This window comes from Citrobacter sp. XT1-2-2, assembly GCF_023516235.1.
GTDB lineage: Bacteria > Pseudomonadota > Gammaproteobacteria > Enterobacterales > Enterobacteriaceae > Citrobacter > Citrobacter werkmanii.
The window spans coordinates 3949219-3966757 of sequence record NZ_CP097324.1; the positions used below are offsets into that span (position 1 = coordinate 3949219).

At 41.3% G+C, this 17539-nt stretch carries 14 protein-coding genes; 4 read left to right on the top strand and 10 right to left on the bottom strand.

The features are described 5' to 3' along the window. Nucleotides 1–10: 10 nt before the first annotated feature. From M4I31_RS18840 to M4I31_RS18855, 4 genes are all read left to right on the top strand, one after another. Nucleotides 11–955, top strand: coding sequence for a lysine-N-methylase (locus tag M4I31_RS18840; protein WP_085047736.1), 945 nt, complete (start codon nt 11–13; stop codon nt 953–955). 56 nt (nt 956–1011) lie between these two features. Continuing rightward, nucleotides 1012–3567, top strand: a complete 2556-nt coding sequence (locus M4I31_RS18845; protein WP_085047737.1) for a glycosyltransferase family 2 protein — start codon at nt 1012–1014, stop codon at nt 3565–3567. Between the two features lie 67 nt (nt 3568–3634). Then, complete coding sequence (locus M4I31_RS18850; RefSeq protein WP_170973678.1) at nt 3635–4678, top strand: glycosyltransferase family 2 protein; 1044 nt, start codon at nt 3635–3637, stop codon at nt 4676–4678. Nucleotides 4679–4910: 232 nt separating this feature from the next. Beyond that, complete coding sequence (locus M4I31_RS18855; RefSeq protein ID WP_085047739.1) at nt 4911–7334, top strand: glycosyltransferase family 2 protein; 2424 nt, start codon at nt 4911–4913, stop codon at nt 7332–7334. A gap of 662 nt (nt 7335–7996) precedes the next feature. Here the strand turns inward: M4I31_RS18855 and M4I31_RS18860 are convergent. From M4I31_RS18860 to M4I31_RS18905, 10 genes are all read right to left on the bottom strand, one after another. Further along, on the bottom strand, nt 7997–9193 hold the full coding sequence (locus tag M4I31_RS18860) for an acyl-CoA reductase (RefSeq protein ID WP_085047740.1): 1197 nt from the start codon (nt 9191–9193) through the stop codon (nt 7997–7999). Beyond that, complete coding sequence (locus M4I31_RS18865; RefSeq protein ID WP_085047741.1) at nt 9177–10262, bottom strand: acyl-protein synthetase; 1086 nt, start codon at nt 10260–10262, stop codon at nt 9177–9179. The genes M4I31_RS18860 and M4I31_RS18865 overlap by 17 nt, the downstream gene beginning before the upstream one ends. Further along, nucleotides 10246–11625, bottom strand: a complete 1380-nt coding sequence (locus M4I31_RS18870; RefSeq protein ID WP_085047742.1) for an AMP-binding protein — start codon at nt 11623–11625, stop codon at nt 10246–10248. The genes M4I31_RS18865 and M4I31_RS18870 overlap by 17 nt, the downstream gene beginning before the upstream one ends. Before the next feature lie 3 nt (nt 11626–11628). Continuing rightward, a complete protein-coding gene (locus tag M4I31_RS18875) occupies nt 11629–12591 on the bottom strand; it encodes a transketolase family protein (RefSeq protein ID WP_085047743.1) in 963 nt (320 codons plus the stop codon). After that, the gene (locus M4I31_RS18880; protein ID WP_085047744.1) at nt 12585–13412 is read right to left on the bottom strand and encodes a transketolase; all 828 of its coding nucleotides are present in this window, start codon (nt 13410–13412) and stop codon (nt 12585–12587) included. The genes M4I31_RS18875 and M4I31_RS18880 overlap by 7 nt, the downstream gene beginning before the upstream one ends. Further along, nucleotides 13409–14152 (bottom strand): SDR family NAD(P)-dependent oxidoreductase, encoded by a 744-nt coding sequence (locus M4I31_RS18885; RefSeq protein ID WP_085047775.1) that lies wholly within the window; start codon nt 14150–14152, stop codon nt 13409–13411. The genes M4I31_RS18880 and M4I31_RS18885 overlap by 4 nt, the downstream gene beginning before the upstream one ends. A 14-nt stretch (nt 14153–14166) precedes the next feature. After that, nucleotides 14167–14910: an SDR family NAD(P)-dependent oxidoreductase gene (locus tag M4I31_RS18890; RefSeq protein ID WP_137351156.1), complete on the bottom strand. Its 744-nt coding sequence runs from the start codon at nt 14908–14910 to the stop codon at nt 14167–14169. A gap of 3 nt (nt 14911–14913) precedes the next feature. After that, the gene (locus tag M4I31_RS18895; RefSeq protein ID WP_137351157.1) at nt 14914–15156 is read right to left on the bottom strand and encodes an acyl carrier protein; all 243 of its coding nucleotides are present in this window, start codon (nt 15154–15156) and stop codon (nt 14914–14916) included. A gap of 115 nt (nt 15157–15271) precedes the next feature. Further along, nucleotides 15272–15916 carry an acetyltransferase gene (locus tag M4I31_RS18900; RefSeq protein ID WP_085047745.1) on the bottom strand — a complete coding sequence of 215 codons (645 nt, stop codon included), beginning with the start codon at nt 15914–15916 and terminating at the stop codon, nt 15272–15274. A 75-nt stretch (nt 15917–15991) separates the two neighbouring features. Then, the gene (locus tag M4I31_RS18905) at nt 15992–17155 is read right to left on the bottom strand and encodes a DegT/DnrJ/EryC1/StrS aminotransferase family protein (RefSeq protein ID WP_085047746.1); all 1164 of its coding nucleotides are present in this window, start codon (nt 17153–17155) and stop codon (nt 15992–15994) included. Nucleotides 17156–17539: the final 384 nt, after the last annotated feature.

Sequence of the window (17539 nt, forward strand, 5' to 3'; positions counted from 1 at the left end):
AGAACACATTATGAGTATGATTGATTGTTACGAGCCTGACTTTGTCCGGTTGTTTTTATCCCACCATCCGGATTCCGCTTTACTGGTCAACGTGCGCTGGAAAACGGAAGTTCGTCAGAGTCTGGTCTTAACCGATCCGGCCAGCTGCCAGGCTGCATTAGGCGATCCCAATGCCTTTGTCTTGCATCATTCAAAATGTGCGGCCGCCCCTGACAGCCCGACGTTATCCCCACGCGATCAAGTATTGAATCAATCTGCTCTGAATACCATTACCCTGCCAGGCTTGTCACCGGAGCTGCGCCTCTATGCGCTGGGCATCATGCTCTCTTTTTGTGAGAAATGCCCAGACAGTAGCGACGAGACGCTGGAAAAGCTGGCTTCGCTACCGCAGGTGCTGGCTGACCATGCGCAAAGTGGAAAACTGCAGGAGCAATTCGCACAACTGCCCAGTCTGCCCCAGTTGCAGCGGGAAATGATCACCCAAATGGGCAACTGCGATTTCAATTGGGAACTGTTGCCGGAAAGCGCGCGTAAGCTGACCTTGCCCCTGCAGGTAAGCCTGCTGATGCTGCAAGATGCTAACAGTGAAGCCTTGCTCCAACAGCAATTGCATGATCAGTGGTTAATGACCTGGGAGCGCTATTTCGCGCAGGATGCCTGGATTTTCAGTAACTATCTGATTTATCGCCTTTATCACGATACCTTCCCGCAACATGACGATGAAAGCGCGCTCCAGCGTTTCTTCTGGTTGGTCGCTGACGTCTTTATGATTCGTACACTGTTTTGCCTGTGGACACTGGACGGTTCCGCATTAAGCCACGACGAAATTTATGCCCTTTTCGCGCTGTTTGAAGCGTGGCGCAATAGCGAGCATGCCATCTCGCTGCGCCAGCATATTGTGAACATATTGCCGGGAGACCCTCTGCTCTCGGCGTTTTCCCTGATTACACGTTAGCACCTGTTGACCGGGTGAATGCCCGGTCCTTTTTCGAACCGCGAATACACATCACCATGCCTGAAACCTCTAAAGCTCGTTCCGCCCTGACCGGCATTGTCAAAACGCTGGATACTGGCCGTGAAAAACCGTTTGTCAGCGTCGTTACCCCAACATGGAACCGCGCCGCTTTCTTACCCTATTTACTGTATATGTTCCGCTACCAGGATTACCCTGCCGATCGTCGGGAGCTGGTGATCCTTGATGATTCCCCACAAAGCCATCAGTCGGTCATTGACAGGCTGACGCAAAACCACCCAGAGAGATTTAATATTCGCTATATCTATCATCCGGAAAAGCTCGACCTGGGCAGAAAACGCAATATGCTCAATGAGCTGGCGTTAGGTGAGTATATTCTTTGCATGGATGACGACGACTATTACCCATCAGATAAAATCTCTTACACCATCGACATGATGCTGCGCCACCGGGCGTTAATTTCTGGTTCGGATCAGATCCCCATCTGGTATAGCCATATCAACCGCATCTTTAAGACGCATTCTTTCGGCAAAAGACATATTTTGAACGGGACATTTTGCTATCACCGCAATTATTTGAAAAAACACCGCTACGTTGATGAATGCAATTTAGGCGAGGAAGAAGGGTTCACCAATAAATTCACCGTTGAGCCGCTCCAGTTACCCGGAGAACGGACAATTATCTGTGTATCGCACAGCCAGAACACCTTTGATAAAGATTTTGTCCTTGGTTCAAGTGAACCTTTAGAAGGGAACATTGAGCAGTGGGTTGCCGATCCCATGCTCAAAAATTGGTATCAAAGCCTGCATAATGCCACGCACAACTCACCGATGCAGTGGGAGGCCATCGATCAGATCATCGTCATCAACCTGGATAAACGAATCGATCGTCTGAGTCAGATCCAACAGGAACTGGCGCAACTGAACGTTCCGACAGATAAGATCACCCGTCTTGCCGCCTGCGAAGAAACCAATGGCCTGTTGGGCCGCCGTCATTCGCACTTGCAGGCGCTGCAAATGGCACAGCTAAAAGGCTGGAAGAATTACCTGTTGTTAGAGGATGACTGCGTTATCCTGAAACAGGAAAAACATACCCGCGTCTTGAGTACTCTTCTGGGAACGTTAACTAAGCTTCCCTGGGAAGTGATTATTCTGGGCGGACAGATTAAACAAGGTTCGGTGCTAAAAAGCCTGGAAGGGCTGGTTCATGCCCGGGACTGCCATAAGGTCTGCGCGTATCTGGTTAACAGTCAATATTACGCCACGCTGGCGCAACAAATGGCAGATGATCTTTCTGCTACGCCCGAAGAACAATGGCAACCGTTGCTGCACACAGGAAAATGGCTAGCCTGTTACCCAAGTATCTGCTACCAGCGGGTTGGGTACAGTGATATTGAGAAAAAAGTAACCGATAACATTGGTTTTTACTTTAATAAAGTTAATAAATCACCGACAAACCATACCACGCTTGCGAATACGCCTTATCCACGTAATGTTGCAGCGGTAAATACCATCGGTTTCTATCTGGAGAAGGCTTCGCATTACACGACGTACCGTCCAATTATTGCCGCTCTACAGAAAATGGGCCATCCCTGCTCACTACTGATAAACGACCGGGTCCATAAGTCATTCATGGACGAGATGCTGGCAATGATAGCAACCATTGATGACCCAGCATTAGGAGGCGCTCGTCTTTCTGGAGTGTTGGAACGACATCAGCGTTATAAATGTGTTGTTAGCCCCTATTACACGCCATTGCTCAACAACCTTTCTGATATACACATCCGGGCAATACATGGTCAGATGGAAGAAGAGCGAAATCACGCCTGGTGGAATATTTTTTATCATCGTATCCTTTGTCATAGCCCTTACAGTCAGCAGGCACTGGATATCGGAGGAAAAGCGAAACTGGTAGGAAATCCACGCTTTGATGAGTGGCACAACGACACTTACGTAAAAATGCTCCCGACAAGTCTTAAGTTGAATGCTAAAAAGCAGACTATTCTTTATCTTCCAACATATGGCACCCTAAGCTCGCTCCCACAGTGGGCAGAACAGTTAGGACGGCTCTGCCATGAGTATAATATTGTCACCATGCTCCATCACGAAACTTGTTATAACCCAAGTGAAGCCCCTTCACTGGCGCTGGCACAACGACATTTAAAGAGAAGAATCGATAGCCCTCAACTGCTGCTGGCACTTCTTGCACAAGTTGATTACGTCTTGACTGAGAGCAGTGAGTTTGCTTTTGACGCTCTTCATATGAATAAGCGCGTTATTTTACTTTGCGGCACAGAAACTAACTCGCACCCGGAAGAACAACGAGAATTGGCTACTCCGCAAAATGCCGAATGCCATATTCGCAAGATTCTCCCTGTAGCCAATAATATTCAAACGTTACGTCTTGTGTTAGCGAATACTTTTGACTGGACCTCGTTAGAGACGCGTCTAAATGAAATTCGCCATCAATATTGCGATGCCTTTATGGATGGTAATGCCGGGGAAAGGGCAGCGCATGAGATTGCTACTTCATTAGATGAACCCTCACCAACTAATAGTCTATGGTTGAATTTAAGAAAGAAAATATTTAATTAGTCACTAAATATTTTAAAAAACCGTCATCTCAGAAAGATTAAATAACAAGAAATTAACGGAATTCAATGTGGAAATTAAAATAAGTATCATCGTATCGGTATACAACGACGAAAAGCATATTGAGAGATGCCTAAAATCTGTTATAAATCAGACCTATAGTAATTATGAGCTAGATATAATTGATGATGGATCAACGGACAGAACACCATTTATTCTGGCTGAATATAACGATAAATATAAACAAATCCGCCTCAGTACATTACCTAATCAAGGATTAGGTAATGCTCGAAACCATCTGTTAAATAATGCAACTGGTGATTACATTCTTTTTCTCGATTCTGATGATGAATTGCTGCCAAATTGTTTGTATGAAATCTGCAATGAGATTAATAAAAACAAAACTGATATAGTTGCTTTTTCATCAAAAATAATATTTTCCGATGAGAAAAAACCAGACAAAAAAATGTTAATGTATTATAAAAGACCTGAGCCTATTAATAACAAGACATTCACAACGGAGGATTTCTATAATAAATCGATACAATATATGGTTAAGTATGGCTACGGTTATCCCGCAGTTGTATGGGCATATGCTTATAAGCGACAAACAAATAGCGACCTACGTTTTTTGCAAAAAACATTCGAAGATGAATACTTTACCACGGCTCTTTTATTATTAAACCCAACACAAAAAATAAAACATATAAATAAAAACCTTCATATTCATTATATAAGAAATGGTGCTATCACGACTTCTCCTATGCAGGTACAGTCGATAAGGTGTTGTCTCGATGCTATCAACTCACTCTTAGAATTATCGGACAAATTAACAAATCCCGATACGATAAAAAGCATGTACATTAACATCAGACATATACTAAATATATTTCTCATCAGGAATCAATCATTAAACACCCAGAAACTTAGCCCAATAAAAATAATTGGCCTATTACTTAAACCGGATTCAGGAAAAAACGTAAAAACTATAGGCCCAATATATCGAGCCTTACTTAAAACAATCATTAACGACATTGTAAAAATATACAAGTTACATAGCGACCAAAATGCAGCACCCATTTTAATGATGGTTAACAAGATACTGGATAGTTAAATTATTTATTAACCCCGTCCGACATGGAGGTATTAACCACTTTAGATAGCCACCATTTAACAATGCAAGGTTAATATTAACACTGAGGGGATACCATGATGCGCATAGAGAAAAACATGGAATAAATTTTAAAATACTGCAATTTTGGTTCCTAACCCGTAAGACGCTTAGCGCTTTATTAACTCCGAAGTATTAGCTAAGTCACCCTTTATCAAAAAAAGAGCTTAACACTATGTCCAGTCGCACGATCAATTTGTTATGTATAACACCATGCAGTGAAAAGCAATACCTTAATATCATTATGACATTTGTTAAGAATGTAGTTAATTCGGGGGAACTTTTCTTTGTTGACTCAGGAAATATTGACCGCAAAGATTTCTTCGCAAATCTAAAAATAAATAAAGAAATAATGTTGAAAATTCACTATTTCTATGCACCTGAATGCTCAACACCAGAGGAAAAAGTAGCGCTGCTAAATCGACATGCACGTGGCGATATCTGGCATTTTATTATGCCAGATGTTTTGTATCCAGAGAAATATTTTAATAACTTCTCAACTCAATCTCCCGATAAAATCCTGGGTTCAACACTAAAACCAGTCTATATTCCTACTATTGACTATTTATGCTGTATAAATTCCCGGGCTGATCATTTCAGCCATTTAGCCTCACTCTGTTTCCACCGCCACCATTATGAAACACTGGGTATATGGTTCAATACCCAAGGCGATGAAGCATCTCTGGGAAAACCTTTTATTCAATTGAACAAAAATAATTGCCCAGTAACCGTCATTGATAACCTGGAATACGCGACAAATACCGGGTTATTTTACCGTTCAACAGAACTTGCCAGGAACGATATTTCTGTACAAATACCCACACTTAATTTTCAACACAAAATCGACTGGTCTATTTTCGAAAAAATAGTATATATTAAAACACCAGACACCCCCAATGAAGAAGAACTATTTTCTTTTAATATAGATAGACTAAAAATACCAGAAGATAAAATCATCAACTTCAATGCTATCCAGACTGATATTATTGGTGCAGATCATATGCTACCTCATATAGCAGTATTGCATATGGCTCGTGAGCAAAAATGGAAAAACGTACTCATTATTGAAGATAATGTTTCATTTGTGCAAAGTATTGAAACAGATAAACAATGCAATCATTTCTTTCTATTACTCAAAAATATAAAATGGGATGTTGCAATACTTTCAGCTAACTACCAGAAGACTTCATCGCTTCTAGAAAACAGTTGCTGTCTGAAGATTGATGCGGCGCAAATGATGGGAGCTTATGCTGTTAATGAAAATTATTATGAAACACTAATTGGTAATTATGTCCAGGATTTTGATAAAAACGCTAAAAATATAATCAAGCATGAATATCCTATAGATATCTATTGGAATAAATTAATGCCTCAGCATCGATGGCTTGGGATTTGGCCATGTGCTGCTTTTAAGAAAAATAATAGCAATAAATCTAATAAAACAATCGAAAACAATATATATTCTTTTTTCCATCCGTTGTTGTCAACCCTTCCTGAAGAACGTAATAAATTGGAAAAAAGACTTATCGCCAAATTTAATAATGGAACTGCACTTGCAGAAGATTATCATGAATTATCGAAACTTTATCGCTCTCATGGAATGTATGAGATAGCTGATTATTTCCACCATCAGTACACTGGTGAAAATGAAAAAATTCAGCAAGATACCAACTGGCCATTATTATCAGTCATTATTACGACCTATAATCAAGTAGACGTCCTGATGAAAACACTTAGTAGCGTTCTTCGTCAGCGCTACCCAAATATAGAAGTTGTAGTAATTGATGATGCTTCTACTGATCATACAGCAGCGCGTTTAGCTGAAATCGATGATCCGCGCTTGACAATTATACGAAATAAGACAAATCAAAAAGGAGCTGGTAATCTCAGGTCGGGGTTAAATCTACATACAAAGGGTGAATATATTTTCATTATCGATCATGATGATCTTCTGCTCGATAGAGATTATTTAATGGATGCTGTTTTATTAATGGAGAAAGATAAAAGCCTAGCATTTGTTTTTGCTCGTTACCTTGAATTGCATGAAGCAAAAAACATGATATCAAATGCAAACTACTATGCCACAACAAATAATATAACTAATGGAAAAAAATATTTTTTAGACATTCAAAAATCAGGTTTCCCAGGCATTATGTTTCTAACTACAGTATTTCGACGTTCTGCTGCAATAAAAACAAAAGCAATTGTACATGAAGGGGTAAGTGATTTTCATCTTTTTTCACGATTAATGTTAGCAGGGAATGTCGGTTTTATAAACCGTATTTCCTCAATATACCGCATACATGAAAAAAGTATAACTTTCAATATGAATGCACCTACTGACATATATATAGATGAGCTTTTCATGTGCCATCTAGAGGAAACAATTGAATTAGCCCATAAAAATGGGCTCACTCGCTATCAGCTTGATGAATGGTTTACCAGAGTTTCTTCTACATATTTTTGTTGGTGGCGCTTACCCAATATTATAAAAAGTAATAGCTACGAACTCGCCCTGACTATCCTAGGTATGCTACATAAAAAACACCCTAAAGTTGGTGTCAAAGTGTTATCTATTTTGTTTAAAAATAAAAAATAAATTACGCATTCATATTCTTCCCCCTGCCTTCACAGAAGGCAGGAGAAACTCAAAACGATTGAAATAATATATATTATTATCACCTGACGAAACCGGAAGAAACAAATGAAGCATTGTATTATATGCAGACAAAATGTAGGTTCATAGTTAACATTCATCTACGATAGAATGACATTATTATCTGATAACGACTTCACATCTATCACTCTAATTAAAAAAACCACTTGATAGCACTGGATCTTTCGTAAATAATTTTTGGTGTAGAATATGTAGATGAATAGATCGCGTACGACACTTATCCCTCTATTTTATGTCTATTGTTTTTTATAAGATCAAATTGTTACTGAGTATCATCAAGAAATATCCATATTGAATTTTGTTATAAAGCTGCTCATATTCATCATTTATGTATTGATATTGTTAATTTATTCTACCAACATGGATTTCAGTGAAATTTCATTACTCATACAGAACTTCTCGCTTAAACTTTTTAATTGAAGCATTGAGTAAATATTAAAAACCATTCATATGTAGAGTTGCCATAAATATCAGATAAGTTAAAAACCATAGGGACTGGCTCATAATAAAGGTTACCCTTATCTAATTTTCTGTACTAGCGAGATTAAACCATAAGATGCCCCATTAAAAAGTGAGAGGGTCGATTATGCACTGATATTAATCGTCCTCGTCAGCATTGATATTAAATCATAGCCGTCCCATTTTAGAGAGAAATCAAGTGTATGTCCCAGACCTACCACTCGGTCAATTCCTCGGTGGCCACTGGCAAGCCAGTCATTAAGTATATCATCTTCAATACCAAACACAGCCAATGTCTGGCAACGTGAATGACAAATTGGGTTGATATCATCAATCGAGCCTGCTATATACTCCAGAAAGAAGCCACAGTTACCACGCCAATTCAGCGTATCAACTGTAAGTGATGGCAATTCGACGCGCACGATTCTATTGTTTTCCCCTCCTATTTTTTTCACCCCTGAAAATTGAGCACTTATCATGTAGAGTTGAGCCAATTTGTTAACTGCATAAATAGGTTCAAACTCGTAGCGCGCTGTCGCCAGAGCATCGAAGTGATGCCAAAATATTTCCCTGGCACGCTCGGTTTCTTTACCGAGCCACACAACCAAAGACGGGGAAGAACACGCATTTTGGTCGTTTAGCAACGTGTCATTATAAAATGACTGTGCCAGCTGATATTTTTCATCGTGCGCAAGATAGTGTTCCGCATTGATTAATGCGATAGAGTAACGATCAGCAAAAGTAATATCGAACGCACGCGCTGTGAGAGGAGAGAGCCGTATCTGGGCAATCGTTTCGTCCCCTCCCCAAATGATACGCGTATCGCACATCGCAGAGAGGATATCGTTGATATTTTTTTGCTTATCATAACGAACCAAACAAACTCTTGATTTTATTGCAGGATGAATTTCCAGTGCAGCTGCCATCAACTTGATGATAATAACAACCTGTGGATAGTCACGCCCAGGTAAACGTACGACATTTGCATTACCCGCCAGCAGACCAGTAAAAAGCGAATATGCAAAGTTAACCGCAACATTCCCCGGAGCAATATGAAACACCATACCACGCCCAAAGCGATGTTCCAGTGAACCACAGTTAGCTTGCATAAACGCAACTGAGGCCAAACGGCACCAAAACCCCAGACTTATCACGTCTGGCCAAACTTTCGCTTCTCTACTCCTTAATACCAAGCGTGAAAAACTGTCCAGAAAGGCTTTAACCTCTGGAGAAAAAGGAGGTAGAGAATTAAGGTTTGGCATTACACGTAGCAATGCCTCATTACCAAGGGTAAATGTTAAATCTTCAAAACTGTGCGGCATATATATCGCTACATCCTCGTAATTCAGCCTGCTTGAGACGTCCCATAATTCGAAAATACTTACCTTTACGCCCGCATAGACAGTCATCTTCGCCCAGCAAAACTCCTTCATCTTCGGTCAATAGTGAATGACCTGGGTAGGAATTGGGCAATATTGATAGCACCTGAATAATTCCAGGTTGACCAACAGCTGAAATAGAAAAATCCTGAGGGTCACGGATAATAATATCTGAGAAAATAGAAGTATGCAGATGACCATGTTCACATTGCATGTAGATACAACCGGTTTGTTCAACCATACCGTAATAATCATGTACTGATGATAACGAGCAGGTATAATAAAGTTTTTCAATAAATTCTTCAGGTGACACTGCTTCATTTTGCAGCTTTTTCCACCCCCCACCATGGATCAGCAACGCATTGCTTAAATCCAGTTTGCAGTTACTGTTAATAAGTGCTTTATAAAAATGCTGCCATACCATAAAGGTAAAACCAAAGAGCAGGATCCGTTTCCCTTGATGTTTCTGCAGAAACGCCTGAACCAGATTAAAATTCAATGACATTTTCTCATCTAATGCCCAAGCGCGATCGCTGCCAAAAAGCGAAAATCCCAAGATACCAGCCCCACGAGCAGAAAATTGAAATCTGTTTTTTAATACTTCTGGCGAATCAATAATCAGCAATGGTAAACGCCCTGCACCAGTAAACTGGCTAACAATTTTAACCAGTATTTTTTGCTGACGGGAGGCAGTCATTTTATCCAGATAAATTCGTGATACGTGTTGTCCTGTGGTCCCTGAGGAGGTCATAGTTTTAACTACCTCACTATCAGATATACTTTTCAAATTAAGCAATTTAAAAAGCGACACAGGTAAAAATGGCAGTTTTGCAACGTCATCCATTGTGGCAGGTATAAATGACTGGGCATCCAACATACGACGATAGGGTTCACATTGTGCATAATGGTGTTCAGTTAGCAACCGCAATTGATTAAACAATATTGATTGCTTTTCATTATGCGCAAGCGAGTACGGCCCCAATGATAAGAGATCTTCAAACGAACAGCACATGATCTTTCAGCCTGTGATAAAGCGTTTTGCCAGCAGCATTTTTAGGAATTTCTTCAAGCACGATTACTCGGAATGCAGAATGATGTATTTTGCTGATCTTGCTTGCATATTGTTTCACTGCCCGAACTAAAGAAGTTTCGGTAATGAAGATGCACAAAAGATCATCACGGCCCTCGCATGCACAAGCCACCCCTGGAAATGCGGTTTTGAGCAACGCTTCCATCTCATCTAACCCAACGCGGTTACCAAATATTTTCAAAAATCGTTTCTTACGCCCAACAATGGTATAGAAACCTTCACTATCAAAACGAGCAATATCACCAGTGTGCAATGTACCGCCGAAGATGTCGCCGAGCGCCAGATCCTCACCACACTGCGCATAGCCGAGAGCCACGTTTTCACCACAATAGAGTAATTCACCCTCAGTATCCGGTGTGGTAATAACCTGACCATTCGCATCAAGCAGTAGAAACTCGCCACCAGGAATCGCACGGCCAATAGATCCATATTTACACCGAGCATGTTCGGGTGCCAGCCAGGCCATACGAGAGGTCGCCTCAGCAGCACCATACATCACAATAAATTTCTTGCCGCACTGCTCAGCGTAATCGGTATATTCCTGCTGTGTAGCAGGCGCAAGTTTTCCACCAGCTTGCGTCAAAGTGCGCAAATACGGGAGGTTCATTTGCATAAAACGTAGTCTTTTCAACAACTCCCATGTGTATGGAACCCCACTTAAGGAGCTTGCTTGCTCAGTGTGCACAAATTGCCAGAATTCACGCTGCATAACACTGTCCCGAGTCAGCAGCAGAGTTGCGCCAGCGCTCAGATGACTGTTTATAATCGATAGCCCGTACACATAATTCACAGGTAGGTTTACCAGACCACGTTCTCTGCTTTCAATTTCCAGATAACGCTTGATGCTACTGGCATTACTTTCCAGATTACGTTGGCTCAGACGAACCAGTTTTGGGCTACCTGTTGAGCCTGATGTTGTCACCAATAGTGCAAGTGATTCATGCATTGGCCATGGTGTTAGCCCAGTTGGTTGTAATCGATAATGTTCTCCATCAGCGCACCAAAGCAGCGTTGGCCGGTACGTATCAATCAGCTTAGAAAGAAGTTCATTATCAAGATCACTATCGAGCATTAATGCGACAGCATTTTTTCTAAGGCATGCCAGATAACCGATAACAGTCTCACAGTCGTTATTGCAAAAAATAAATACTAATGCTCGCTCAGGTATATCCTTAGCAACTGCCTGTACACAGTCAGTAAGCTCACCATAGGTTAAATTGATGCCGGAAGAGTCCACTAAGGCAGGCTGCGTAGATGAAATATTTTCAGTGTGCCAGAATGCCATAATTTACAGAGCTCCCAGAATCCTTGAAGTAACTTTCTCTGCAGTAAGCCCGCTTTGCTCCAGCATCCAACTATAGTCACCTGCTGGGGGGTACCCTTGTGGGATACCAATGTTAAGCAATTTTGGTCGCACCTCAACTCCGCCAACATACTCAGCAACCGCACTTCCTAATCCACCAATAACGCTATGTTCCTCAACTGTTACCAATAATTTTTTATCAAGATGTAAGGCAAGCAGTGCTTCATCAAGTGGTTTAAGGGTATGCATATCAATAACCGCAGCATCGACCTCATGATCCGCCAGTTGCCTGGCGACAGTCAGCGCAACATGCACCATGCTGCCCGTTGCAACGATAGCAATATCTTTACCATCTTTGAGATGAATCGCTTTACCTGGCACCAGTTCAAAGTCGTCTTTATATACAATTGGTGCCCGCATCCCTCCTGTCAGCCGCAAGTAAACGGGGCCTTGATGTTCAAAAGCAAGCTGCGTCATCTTCACTGTTGCAGTGCAATCTGCTGGAGAGAAAATGGCAATATTGGACACCGAACGCAGCATAGCCAGTTCTTCAATGCCATGATGCGTGGCACCAAACATACCGGTTGCAAGCCCAGAAGCGAGCCCCACCAGCTTCACATTCTCCTGCATATAGCCCAGATTCAAGCGAATCTGTTCAGCTGCACGCAAAGTGAGGAAGTTAGGAAACGACGTGACAAATGGTACAAATCCACTTGCAGCCAGACCCGATGCGATACCCACCATATTCTGTTCTGCAATGCCGGTGTTAAAGAAACGCTCAGGCCAGGTATTACTAAAACGGTCAAGACCAGAAGATTTGCACAGGTCGCCAGAAAGCGCCACTATCTGATGATTTTCACGCGCCATTTCCAACAACGCCAGACCAAATGTTCCACGCGATCCCAGCATCGACCATGCGCGAATAGCAGAAGGTTTAATATCTAGCATGACGAACTCCCGTCAAGCTCAGATAGTGCGTCATTTAATTGCTGTGCCGAAATGCGATTACGATGAAATTCTTTATTATTTTCCATAAAAGAGACGCCTTTGCCTTTTACCGTATTGGCTATAATGACTTTAGGTTTACCGTTGGACGGTGCAGCAAAAGCATCAAGCAGTGCTCGCAGGTTATGACCGTCACACACTATTGTCTCCCAATGACAGGCTCTCCACAGGGCCTCAAGATCCATCTGCATGATATCGTCAGTATGACCATCGGATTGTAAGCCGTTACGATCAACAATCAGCGTCAGGTTATCTACTTTATAATGTGCAGCCATAAAAGCGCATTCCCATATAGCGCCTTCATTACATTCACCATCACCCACAAGTACATAGGTGTGCCAAACCTCGTTTTTCAGATGCCGTCCCAAAGCGAGTCCCGTAGCGAAAGATAGGCCTTGAGCCAGACTACCACCTGAAAAATCAATGCCATACTCGGCGTATTTTGTGGGATGTACCTGCAGTACTGACCCATTTAGCTCGAAGGTTTCAAGTTGTTCGGAAGTGATAATACCAAACTCAGAGAGCGTCGCATAAAGCCCCAACGCGGCATGTCCCTTGCTGAGAATAAATACATCACGATGCATATCAGTGATAGTTCTTGCATCGTAGTGCATTACGCTACCGTATAGGGCGCTCAGAATATCGACTATTGATAAGGCTGGTGAAACATGAACACCATCACCTGGTGCATGATGAGCTACGGTCAAAATACGCGTACGTATACGCCGCGCGGCACCATGAAGCTGTGAGAGATTTTTGGTCATCTAAGACCACCATCAACACGAATCGTCTGACCGGTGATATAACAAGAAAGCTCGCTTGCCAGGAACAGAGCTGCCCGAGCTATTTCGGTAGGCATGCCAACTCGCCCCAGATCGGTGCTATTTTTCGCATCCTCTACCACCTGAGCGGGCATCGTCAACAACATTTCAGTATCAGTAATACCAGGTGCTATACAGTTAGCACGGATCCCCTTTTCACCAAGCTCTGCAGCGATAGATTTAGTCATAGCAATAATCGCAGCCTTTGATGCGCCATAAGCCGATTTTCCCGGATTTCCATCTTCACCCGCTGTGGAAGCTATATTAATAATGCTGCCATGTTGATTCCGGGTCATCAATTTAGCTATATATTGCGTAAAGATATAGACGGAGAAGAAATTGACCTCAAACTGCTCCCGCAACTGCGATTCGCTAGTCATTTGAAACAGGCTGTTTAATGTAATCCCTGCATTATTTATCACAGCGTCCAGAGAGCGTTTGTCAGCCATGATCTTTTTAACGGCCAGTTTCATGGCGTTATAATCAGTCATATCAAAACTAATTGGCCAGATTTCGACATTATTGCGATGACTGATCTCATCCATACACTCGATAAAAGCATTATCGATGTTACGCACATGCGCATAGATATTCGCGCCACTGGCAGCAAAAACTTCGACCATAGCCAGTCCTATACCACGCCGACAACCTGTAATTAATACTGTTTTTCCTTGCATTAACATCATTGGTAACATCCTCACCCCATACCGCCATCAATGCGAATAATTTGCCCTGTGGTGTAGCTCGATATATCAGATGCCAACCAGAGTAATGCGCTAGCAACATCCTCTGGTCTTCCCAGGCGTTTTAATTTGCAACGCGCCATTTGACGTGTCATTACTTCATTTGACAACGATGCTGTCATTGCAGTACTGATAATTCCCGGCGCAACAGCATTAACACGAATCCCCTGTGGCCCCAGCTCTGCAGACATCGTTTTGGTCGCTGCAATCCATGCTGCTTTAGCACTAGCATAAGCAAGCTGCCCCGGATTACCATCAAGAGCAGATATACTGGATACATTAATAATGCTACCTTTTTTCTGACGTAACATTATCCGAACAATATATTGTGTAAACGCTATCTGCGCGAAGAAGTTAATAGCAAATGTCTTTTGCAATTGCTCCTGTGTGACCATCTGAAAATTAGCATCAAAGTTAACACCAGCAATATTAACCAGCACATCAACTGGTTTTTTAGTTTTCTGAATAGACATAGCTGCTTGCTTAATCGCATTGCCATCCAGCAAATCAAAATATACTGGTATAATAGTTGCCTGATATTTTTCGCTAAGATCACCGATAAAATCCATGAAGTCAGGATCAGGGAACTGGCAACAGGCAAATACTGTTGCGCCGGATCTCGCGAAGGTTTCAAGAGTGGTTTTACCAATCCCTTGTAGACAGCCTGTAATGACTACAGTTTTCGCGCTAAGCATAATCACTTAATCCTGAAGTTTGATATCATAATTCATTAAAATATCTTTACCTTTCTCCCAAGATGAAAATTCAATGATATCATCAGTATCCATCATAATATCGAAGGCATCTTCAAGTGCAGCAATCATTGTCATATGGCCAACGGAATCCCAAGCTGGGGTATCCTGATATTTATAGCCTGAAAGCATATCCTCTGAGATTTCAAAAGTTTCAATAAAAATACGATTATAAGTTTCTATATTAGACATCATCTCGCTCCTAAGCATGTGTAAAATTATCATTGTTTGCGGCCACCCATGACAATAACATATATCAGGACAAACCATTTAATAACAAAAAACCATCAACAATATCCAATATAAATTATTTGAATACCCTTTTTGACTCATTATGGCGAACAATTCTCGCTGGATTTCCAACGACAATAACTGCAGAGGTTATGTCCGAGAAAACTGCTGCTCCCATACTAATCACTGAATCATCACCAATATCAGTATGCTCCCGAATGACAGCATTCATCCCAATAAAGACACGCTCACCAACCTTAACATTGCCGGCAAAGTTGGCGAAAGATGAAACAACACTATTTTTCCCGATGAAACAGTCATGCCCTATGCTAGCATTTGGTTGCAGGAGGACATTCTGACCAATGACGCTATCACAGGAAATAAACACACCATGAAAAATAATGCTTCCTACGCCCACAAAAACATCATCACTAATTTTCGCTTGAGGATGTACCAATGTAGCAAGCGTGAAATTTCGCTCTAAAACTTTTTGCAATAATGAGTCACGCAGCGATGGTTCTCCAACCGCAATAACAATCTCGAATTCATCAGGTGTAATTGAGTCCAGTTTTAGAACAGGATATTTCTTAACCTGTCGATTGCTATTTATGTCATCAATAAAACAAATCTCTTCCCAACAGTAATTTGAAGCATGTATTTGTTGTGCGAGCTGAAGCGTTTCCCTACCGAGACCACCCGCACCATAGATAGCTAGTTTCATTTTTATCTCAATTTTCTTGCTACAAGGTCAAAATATTAAGTCCCATCATAAAATATAGCCTTAATGGGAAAATGTTTATTCACCCACACCCACCAGGCGGTCTTCTTTTACCCACCTACTCTCTTTTCCAGTCGTTGTCATTTTATAGATAATACTGACAATTCGTTCCTGATCTGTAATCGTAAGCCCAGGATAAATAGGCAGACAAAGCACTGTATCTGCAATAGTGTTCGCATTAGGTAATTTATCTGGTGAAGCACTGGGTAATCCCCGATACATAGCAAAAGAGGTAATCAGCGGATAGAAGTAACGACGAGTAAAAATACCTTCGTCTTTAAGCCCTTCATATATTTCATCACGTGTGCACGAACATTTTTTTGTAATTAAAACAGGGCAATATGCATAATTCCAGATAGTATCTTCTGGGGGTTGAATAAAAGCGACACCCGGTATCGTAGCAAGCATTTTGCTGTAACGTTGATAAATAGCAGCACGTTCAGCAAGAGCAGTGTCGATATATTTTAACTGCAGAAGACCAAATGCAGCCTCAACTTCATGCATTTTTGCATTAATACCAGGTGCAACAATACGAGTTTCCCCCGCAAAGCCGAAGTTTTTAAGATAATCAATCCGCTCTTTGGTGCGGACGTCATGACAAATAATTGCTCCACCTTCAAACGTGTTGAAAACTTTTGTCGCATGAAAACTGAGTATAGAGAGGTCTCCAAAGTTCAATATACTGTTTTTTCGTAACTTCACCCCAAACGCGTGGGCAGCATCATAAATAACCTTTAGTCCATATATATCGGCGATACGTTCAATACTATCTACATCACAGGGAACACCGTAGCAATGTACGGGTAGTATAGCGGTCGTTTGTGGGGTAATAAGTGCTTCGATACTTTTTGGATTAATATTAAATGTAACTGGATCGATATCAGCAAAAACAGGCGTTAGTCCATTCCATAACAAACTATGAGACGTCGCAACAAATGAATATGGCGTGGTAATGACTTCACCACTGATTCTCAGCGTCTGCATCGCAGTCAACAATGCAAGTGTACCATTGGCAAATAAACAAACGTATTTTACGCCAAGATATTCTGCCAATGCCCGTTCCAACTCCTGGTGAAACTCTCCACCATTAGTGAGTATCTTATTACTCCATATTCTCTCAAGAAATGGAACAAATTCATCCAAAGGAGGTAATAGCGGACTAGTGACAAAAATATCCTTCATATTATACTTAACCCCCTATTAATCTTACCATTCTATCCAAGACACTAATCCAGTGTCAGTTAATTTTTGGTAATTCAAATCTCTTTAATAAGTAGACAAGAACCAAGCCGTGCCGAGCCAGAGCATTAAAATATCCGATGTAATACATCTATAAAGATAATGACACAATCCACTTTATGGATTTTATAAAGTGGATTATAGTTATAATATCAACGCTCATCAACAATAACCACTAAGGTGGTTGAAACATTATCACCCCTTGCAAAATAAAAATAATATTAAAACATTAAAATTTAATTAACCATTAAAAACAACAGGTTACGAACAACATCAAATTAATATTATTCTTCCAAACATACATAATTAATGATTGGAATCATGTAC

Excerpts from the sequence above, each read along its gene's own strand:
- M4I31_RS18895 (WP_137351157.1), bottom strand. The coding sequence starts at position 15,156 with ATGTCTAATATAGAAACTTATAATCGTATTTTTATTGAAACTTTTGAA.
- M4I31_RS18900 (WP_085047745.1), bottom strand. The coding sequence starts at position 15,916 with ATGAAACTAGCTATCTATGGTGCGGGTGGTCTCGGTAGGGAAACGCTT.
- M4I31_RS18845 (WP_085047737.1), top strand. The coding sequence starts at position 1,012 with ATGCCTGAAACCTCTAAAGCTCGTTCCGCCCTGACCGGCATTGTCAAA.
- M4I31_RS18870 (WP_085047742.1), bottom strand. The coding sequence starts at position 11,625 with ATGGCATTCTGGCACACTGAAAATATTTCATCTACGCAGCCTGCCTTA.
- M4I31_RS18855 (WP_085047739.1), top strand. The coding sequence starts at position 4,911 with ATGTCCAGTCGCACGATCAATTTGTTATGTATAACACCATGCAGTGAA.
- M4I31_RS18885 (WP_085047775.1), bottom strand. The coding sequence starts at position 14,152 with ATGTTAATGCAAGGAAAAACAGTATTAATTACAGGTTGTCGGCGTGGT.
- M4I31_RS18880 (WP_085047744.1), bottom strand. The coding sequence starts at position 13,412 with ATGACCAAAAATCTCTCACAGCTTCATGGTGCCGCGCGGCGTATACGT.
- M4I31_RS18860 (WP_085047740.1), bottom strand. The coding sequence starts at position 9,193 with ATGCCGCACAGTTTTGAAGATTTAACATTTACCCTTGGTAATGAGGCA.
- M4I31_RS18905 (WP_085047746.1), bottom strand. The coding sequence starts at position 17,155 with ATGAAGGATATTTTTGTCACTAGTCCGCTATTACCTCCTTTGGATGAA.
- M4I31_RS18840 (WP_085047736.1), top strand. The coding sequence starts at position 11 with ATGAGTATGATTGATTGTTACGAGCCTGACTTTGTCCGGTTGTTTTTA.
- M4I31_RS18865 (WP_085047741.1), bottom strand. The coding sequence starts at position 10,262 with ATGTGCTGTTCGTTTGAAGATCTCTTATCATTGGGGCCGTACTCGCTT.
- M4I31_RS18875 (WP_085047743.1), bottom strand. The coding sequence starts at position 12,591 with ATGCTAGATATTAAACCTTCTGCTATTCGCGCATGGTCGATGCTGGGA.